Origin of the sequence: Candidatus Cryosericum odellii (assembly GCF_003570935.1) — a bacterium.
GTDB lineage: Bacteria > Caldisericota > Caldisericia > Cryosericales > Cryosericaceae > Cryosericum > Cryosericum odellii.
Genome location: NZ_QXIU01000140.1, coordinates 1 through 4,575 on the forward strand (window position 1 = coordinate 1; position 4,575 = coordinate 4,575).

At 55.4% G+C, this 4,575-nt stretch carries 7 protein-coding genes; all 7 read right to left on the reverse strand.

Annotated elements, in window-relative coordinates:
- The coding region (locus SMC5_RS05830) for a (2Fe-2S) ferredoxin domain-containing protein (RefSeq protein ID WP_207799102.1) at nt 1-662 on the reverse strand (662 nt) is incomplete at its 3' end.
- A gap of 24 nt (nt 663-686) precedes the next feature.
- Nucleotides 687-1,055: a (2Fe-2S) ferredoxin domain-containing protein gene (locus SMC5_RS05835; RefSeq protein ID WP_119087637.1), complete on the reverse strand. Its 369-nt coding sequence runs from the start codon at nt 1,053-1,055 to the stop codon at nt 687-689.
- Between the two features lie 24 nt (nt 1,056-1,079).
- Nucleotides 1,080-1,574: an NADH-quinone oxidoreductase subunit NuoE gene (nuoE, locus tag SMC5_RS05840; RefSeq protein ID WP_119087639.1), complete on the reverse strand. Its 495-nt coding sequence runs from the start codon at nt 1,572-1,574 to the stop codon at nt 1,080-1,082.
- A 46-nt stretch (nt 1,575-1,620) separates the two neighbouring features.
- Entirely contained in the window at nt 1,621-1,944 is a 324-nt protein-coding gene (locus SMC5_RS05845; RefSeq protein WP_126850768.1) for a formate/nitrite transporter family protein, read from the reverse strand.
- A gap of 394 nt (nt 1,945-2,338) precedes the next feature.
- Nucleotides 2,339-3,364 carry a DNA polymerase III subunit delta gene (gene holA, locus SMC5_RS05850; RefSeq protein WP_119119967.1) on the reverse strand — a complete coding sequence of 342 codons (1,026 nt, stop codon included), beginning with the start codon at nt 3,362-3,364 and terminating at the stop codon, nt 2,339-2,341.
- Nucleotides 3,365-3,374: 10 nt separating this feature from the next.
- Complete coding sequence (locus SMC5_RS11390) at nt 3,375-3,680, reverse strand: amino acid--tRNA ligase-related protein (protein WP_279386315.1); 306 nt, start codon at nt 3,678-3,680, stop codon at nt 3,375-3,377.
- On the reverse strand, nt 3,637-4,575 hold a 939-nt coding region (locus SMC5_RS05855), incomplete at its 5' end, for an asparagine--tRNA ligase (protein ID WP_279386316.1). The genes SMC5_RS11390 and SMC5_RS05855, both read right to left, overlap by 44 nt.

Here is a 4,575-nt window from a genome sequence, read left to right on the forward strand (position 1 = left end):
CCTGCGATCGCCATCGCCTCGATGATGGAGTGTGGGTCTCCTTCGAGCACGCTGCGATCCATGAAAGCGCCTGGGTCACCCTCGTCCCCATTGCAGACCACATATTTGGGTGAGCCCTGCGCTGCACGCGTAGCCTTCCACTTGAGACCGGTCGGGAATCCAGCTCCACCACGTCCACGCAAGCCGGAGTCGAGAACAACGCCGATAATATCGTCGGGCGTCATCTCAAGTGCCTTGCCAAGGGCGAAGTATCCGTCCCGAGCGATGTACTCCTCGATAGAAAGAGGATCGATGACACCACAGTTGCGGAGGACACGCTTCACCTGACGCGTGTAGAAGGGAATATCACCGCTGGTCTGAGCCTTCCTTTCGCTGGTCGGCTCACTGTACAGCAACTCGCTGACAGTACGACCCTTTACAAGGTGCTCATTTACGATGAGGCCCGCGTTCTCGACCGTGACCTTCTGATAGAACGTCCCCTCGGGATACACGACAACGATCGGGCCCAGGTCACATGCTCCCATGCACCCGGTCTCGATGACTTGTACCTCATCCTCGATACCATTTTTCTTCAGTTCATCGACCAGAACGTCTTTGACGCTCTTTTCGCCACTCGTGATGCAGGCGCCGCCTGCACAGACCAACAGCTGATTTCGTATCATTGCGTTTTCCCTTCTCCCCTTGGGCTAGATGTTCTCCCGCTTGATGACCAGATCAGCCACGACATTGCCACCCTGGACGTGCTCGCGGACAATCCTGCGCGCGTTCGCATCGTTGACGTCGCCGTAAATAACTGCAGGCTGGTCCTTCATGGCTACTTCGACTGTTGGCTCCTTGTCGCAGAGTCCCATGCAACCAGACTGAACAACCTTGACGTCATGGATATCCGCCTTCTCGAGCTCTTCGATGATGGCCATGAGGGCGTCCTTCGCCCCAGCTGCAATGCCGCATGTTCCCATTGCAACGATGACCTTGCCTCTCTCCTTGGCCTGGCGAAGATCCATCTCCTTGAGAGTCTGTTCCTTGATGCGTTTCAGCTCTTCTAGTGATTTCATCCTTTCCTCCCGATTCTCCCGAGGTTAAGCGTACTTATTGAGCAACGTGGCGACCTTCTCGGGCGTGGAACGCCCGTACGTGTCCTTGTCGATAACGACGACTGGGGCAAGACCACAGGCCCCGACACAACGAACAAGATCCAGACTGAACCGACCGTCTTGAGTGGTCTCGCCGGCCTTGATGCCCAGGGTCCTCATGACCTTCTCATAGACTGCATTCCCGCCTCGCACATAGCAGGCCGTGCCAAGGCACACAGTGACAGTATGACGTCCCTTCGGAACACGCGAGAAGAAGTGGTAGAAGGTGACGACACCGTAAACCGTGGAACGCGGTACATTCAGTCTGCTGGAGACGAACTCGAGCACTTCATCGGGGAGATACCCGAAGATCTCCTGGGCATAGTGCAAGACATTGATGAGGCTACCTTCCGGAGTTGCCAACTCACCGATGTACGCGTCGAGTGCATCAAACTGTTTCTTCAGCTCGGGGTTCTCTTTCAGATGGTCTTCCAGATTCATCCTCATACACGTTCCTCCTGTAGAGACTTTTCACTCACGGGCATCATCAGACTGCCATGACGAGGTCGTCGGGTGTGTTTACATTGAAGAAAGACATCAGTTTTTTGTCATACCGCATGACAAACTGCCTGTCGATAGCACCAAAGATCAAGAGTGCCACAAGAACTGGCCAAGCCATATTGAAGAAGTACACTAGCACACAATTGCGCAGGACTCCTCGCCAGGAAGATCGGTGACAGCAGGCGGACAAGGCAATAAGACTGTTTCTCGTAAACAGCTCGGCTCCAGCGAGCACAGCTAATCGTCTGAAGCTGAGTCCGACCTTCCTCTCTCCGCTGGTCATCGCCAGTTCAGCGATTTTCGCAGGCAAAAGACACTCCAACGCAGTGCCTCCTTTTTTCCCCCATACACGTATGAGGTATTGACGGACATTCCTACCAACACAGATACGAATACCCGGATTCCGTCACTAATTTCATGGTAACATGTGAATTGTATAACAGGATAGGATGAAGTCAAGACACTGCTCTACACTATGCTGGCCATGGATTCAACCGTTCGGGAAAATCGGCAGGAGCTGTGGTAGACCTGGAACAACAGTTCAGGAAATCGGTTTGATACGACGCGCAATCAGTGAGGATGGGGCTCCGCTTATTACGGCTGTTACGAACTGCGGCCAGCCGAACAAGAACCGGATGAACGCTGCCGCAGCCACAGGCAATTTCGTCAGCGTCCCGACAATAACGCCAAGGTTGCGACCAAGGCTACTGCTTCGTAAGAGCTACTGCTGAAAGCAACCGCTCAAGAGCTACCAGCGCACTGCTGGTGAGCCCTTTTTTCGTTTCATATTCGATTTCCTCGAGGCGCTCCAGCATAGCCTCGAGTTCACGCAGCTTGATATGACTTGCCGCTGTCAGAAGAGCACTTAGCGTATAATCGTCGAGGTATTGATGCTGGGTGCGCAGGCACCAGGCCCTGAGGTCGGCCTTGGGCCGGTTCGACTTCGACACGAGCTTTGCGTTCAGCAACCGTACAAACCCGAGTTCCACATCATAGAGAATGGTTGTATCCGTCGCCCCGGAAGCTGACAGGTCATAGAGTGCTGTCGCCGCACGGTCGTACTTCCTGAGAGAGATTGCCTCGACGAGATCAGCGGCCGCCGCAATATGGCACCGGGGCACGACCTCACGGACATCTGCGACCGTGACGGCTACACCGGTATACGCAAGAAGTTTGTCGATCTCGCTTCGCATAAGGAAGAAACTGCTTGCCGTCCGCTCCATGAGCTCGTGGACCGCCTGGTCCTCTATTGCACGTCCGTCGAACCGCTTCTTGACCCAAGAGCGCACCGCAGTCGGGGGCACGGCGTAGCTGGTAATCACATACGCCTTTTTCAGCAGCTCTGAAGGAACTTTGACGGGGTCCGCAAATATGACAATGGTGGTACTGCCAGACAGAAACAGGGGGGCCATAGTACCCAGACGTTTGGCCCCCTTGTCTTCGAGACCGTTGATGACGAGAACCTTGCGCCCTGACCCGAAACTCTCGCTACCGAGGAACTCGCGGATACCGTCCACGTTGTCGTCGCTACCCTCAAATTCGGCATAATCGAAGGCCCGGAAAGCTTCTGCTACCAGTGAACGCGCTGCCTCTTTCGCCTGTGGAACGAAATAGTCGTCTCCGGGCGCGAAGACATAGAGCGACGCAGGCTTCTTACCCCTGAGGCTTGTGAGACCCTCAGTCACTGAGATCTCGTTGGAGCCTGACGTGTATCCCTTGGCTGCAGCCATTGCTCCCGGTCTATGGATAGATCTTCTCAAGCAAGCGAGGGAACGGGACTGTTTCCCGCACGTGCGGCAGCTTGCAGATCCATGCTACTGTCCGCTCGACACCAAGACCAAACCCGCTGTGCGGGACCGATCCGTACTTGCGGAGATCCAGATACCATTGATAGTCTGCTTCAGCAAGCCCCTCGGCATGAACCCGTTCGAGAAGCAACTCGTAGTCGTCTTCGCGCTGCCCGCCTCCGATGATCTCGCCGTATCCCTCTGGAGCCAGCAGGTCAGCACACAGTACCGTCTGCGGATTGGCAGGGTTTGTCTTCATGTAGAANNGGTCGTTCGAACTGGTTCGAGATGAGCGTTTCCTCGTCCCCACCGAAATCGTCGCCCCACTGTATCGGCGAACCGGCTTTCTGCAGGAGCTTCACTGCCTCATCGTAGGAAATGCGTGGAAACGGTGTAGCTATCTTTTCCAGCGGAGAAAGATCCCGCTCGATGATGGCAAGCTCCTCTTTACGCTTCTCCAGGACCTGCTGCACAATGTACGTGACGAATTTCTCCTGAACATCGCAATTCTGCGACCAATTGCAGTACGCCATCTCGGGCTCGACCATCCAGAACTCGGTCAGGTGGCGGCGCGTCTTGGACTTCTCGGCGCGAAACGTGGGACCAAAGCAGTAGACTCTTCCAAAAGCCATGGCCGTCGCTTCGTTGTACAACTGGCCGCTCTGCGACAAGTAAGCGGGTACGCCGAAATAGTCAGTCGAGAACAGGGTCGAAGATCCTTCGCAGGCATTGGCGGAAAGGATGGGGGCATCCATGAGCAGGAAGCCGTTGTCATCAAGGTAGTCACGGATACTCTTGACGATCGTGGCGCGTATGCGCATGATCGCCCACTGGCGCTTCGAGCGAAGCCAGAGGTGCCGGTTACTCATCAGGAAATCGACGCCGTGCTCCTTGGGCGTAATCGGGTAGTCTACAGCCGTCTGATGGACCTCGATCTTCTGAACATGCATTTCGTGACCGCCTGGAGCCCGCTCTTCGGCATGGATCACACCGGTGATACTGATGCTGCTCTCCTGCGTGAGGTGGCGCACCGCCTCAAATGTCGACTCGTCGATGTCACTCTTGGCGACGACACACTGCATGATGCCGCTGCCGTCCCGAACGAGGACAAATGCTACTTTCCCGCTGCTGCGGCTGTTGTAGACCCAACCATT

Excerpts from the sequence above, each read along its gene's own strand:
- SMC5_RS05835 (WP_119087637.1), bottom strand. The coding sequence starts at position 1,055 with ATGAAATCACTAGAAGAGCTGAAACGCATCAAGGAACAGACTCTCAAG.
- nuoE (WP_119087639.1), bottom strand. The coding sequence starts at position 1,574 with ATGAATCTGGAAGACCATCTGAAAGAGAACCCCGAGCTGAAGAAACAG.
- holA (WP_119119967.1), bottom strand. The coding sequence starts at position 3,364 with ATGGCTGCAGCCAAGGGATACACGTCAGGCTCCAACGAGATCTCAGTG.
- SMC5_RS11390 (WP_279386315.1), bottom strand. The coding sequence starts at position 3,680 with ATGAAGACAAACCCTGCCAATCCGCAGACGGTACTGTGTGCTGACCTG.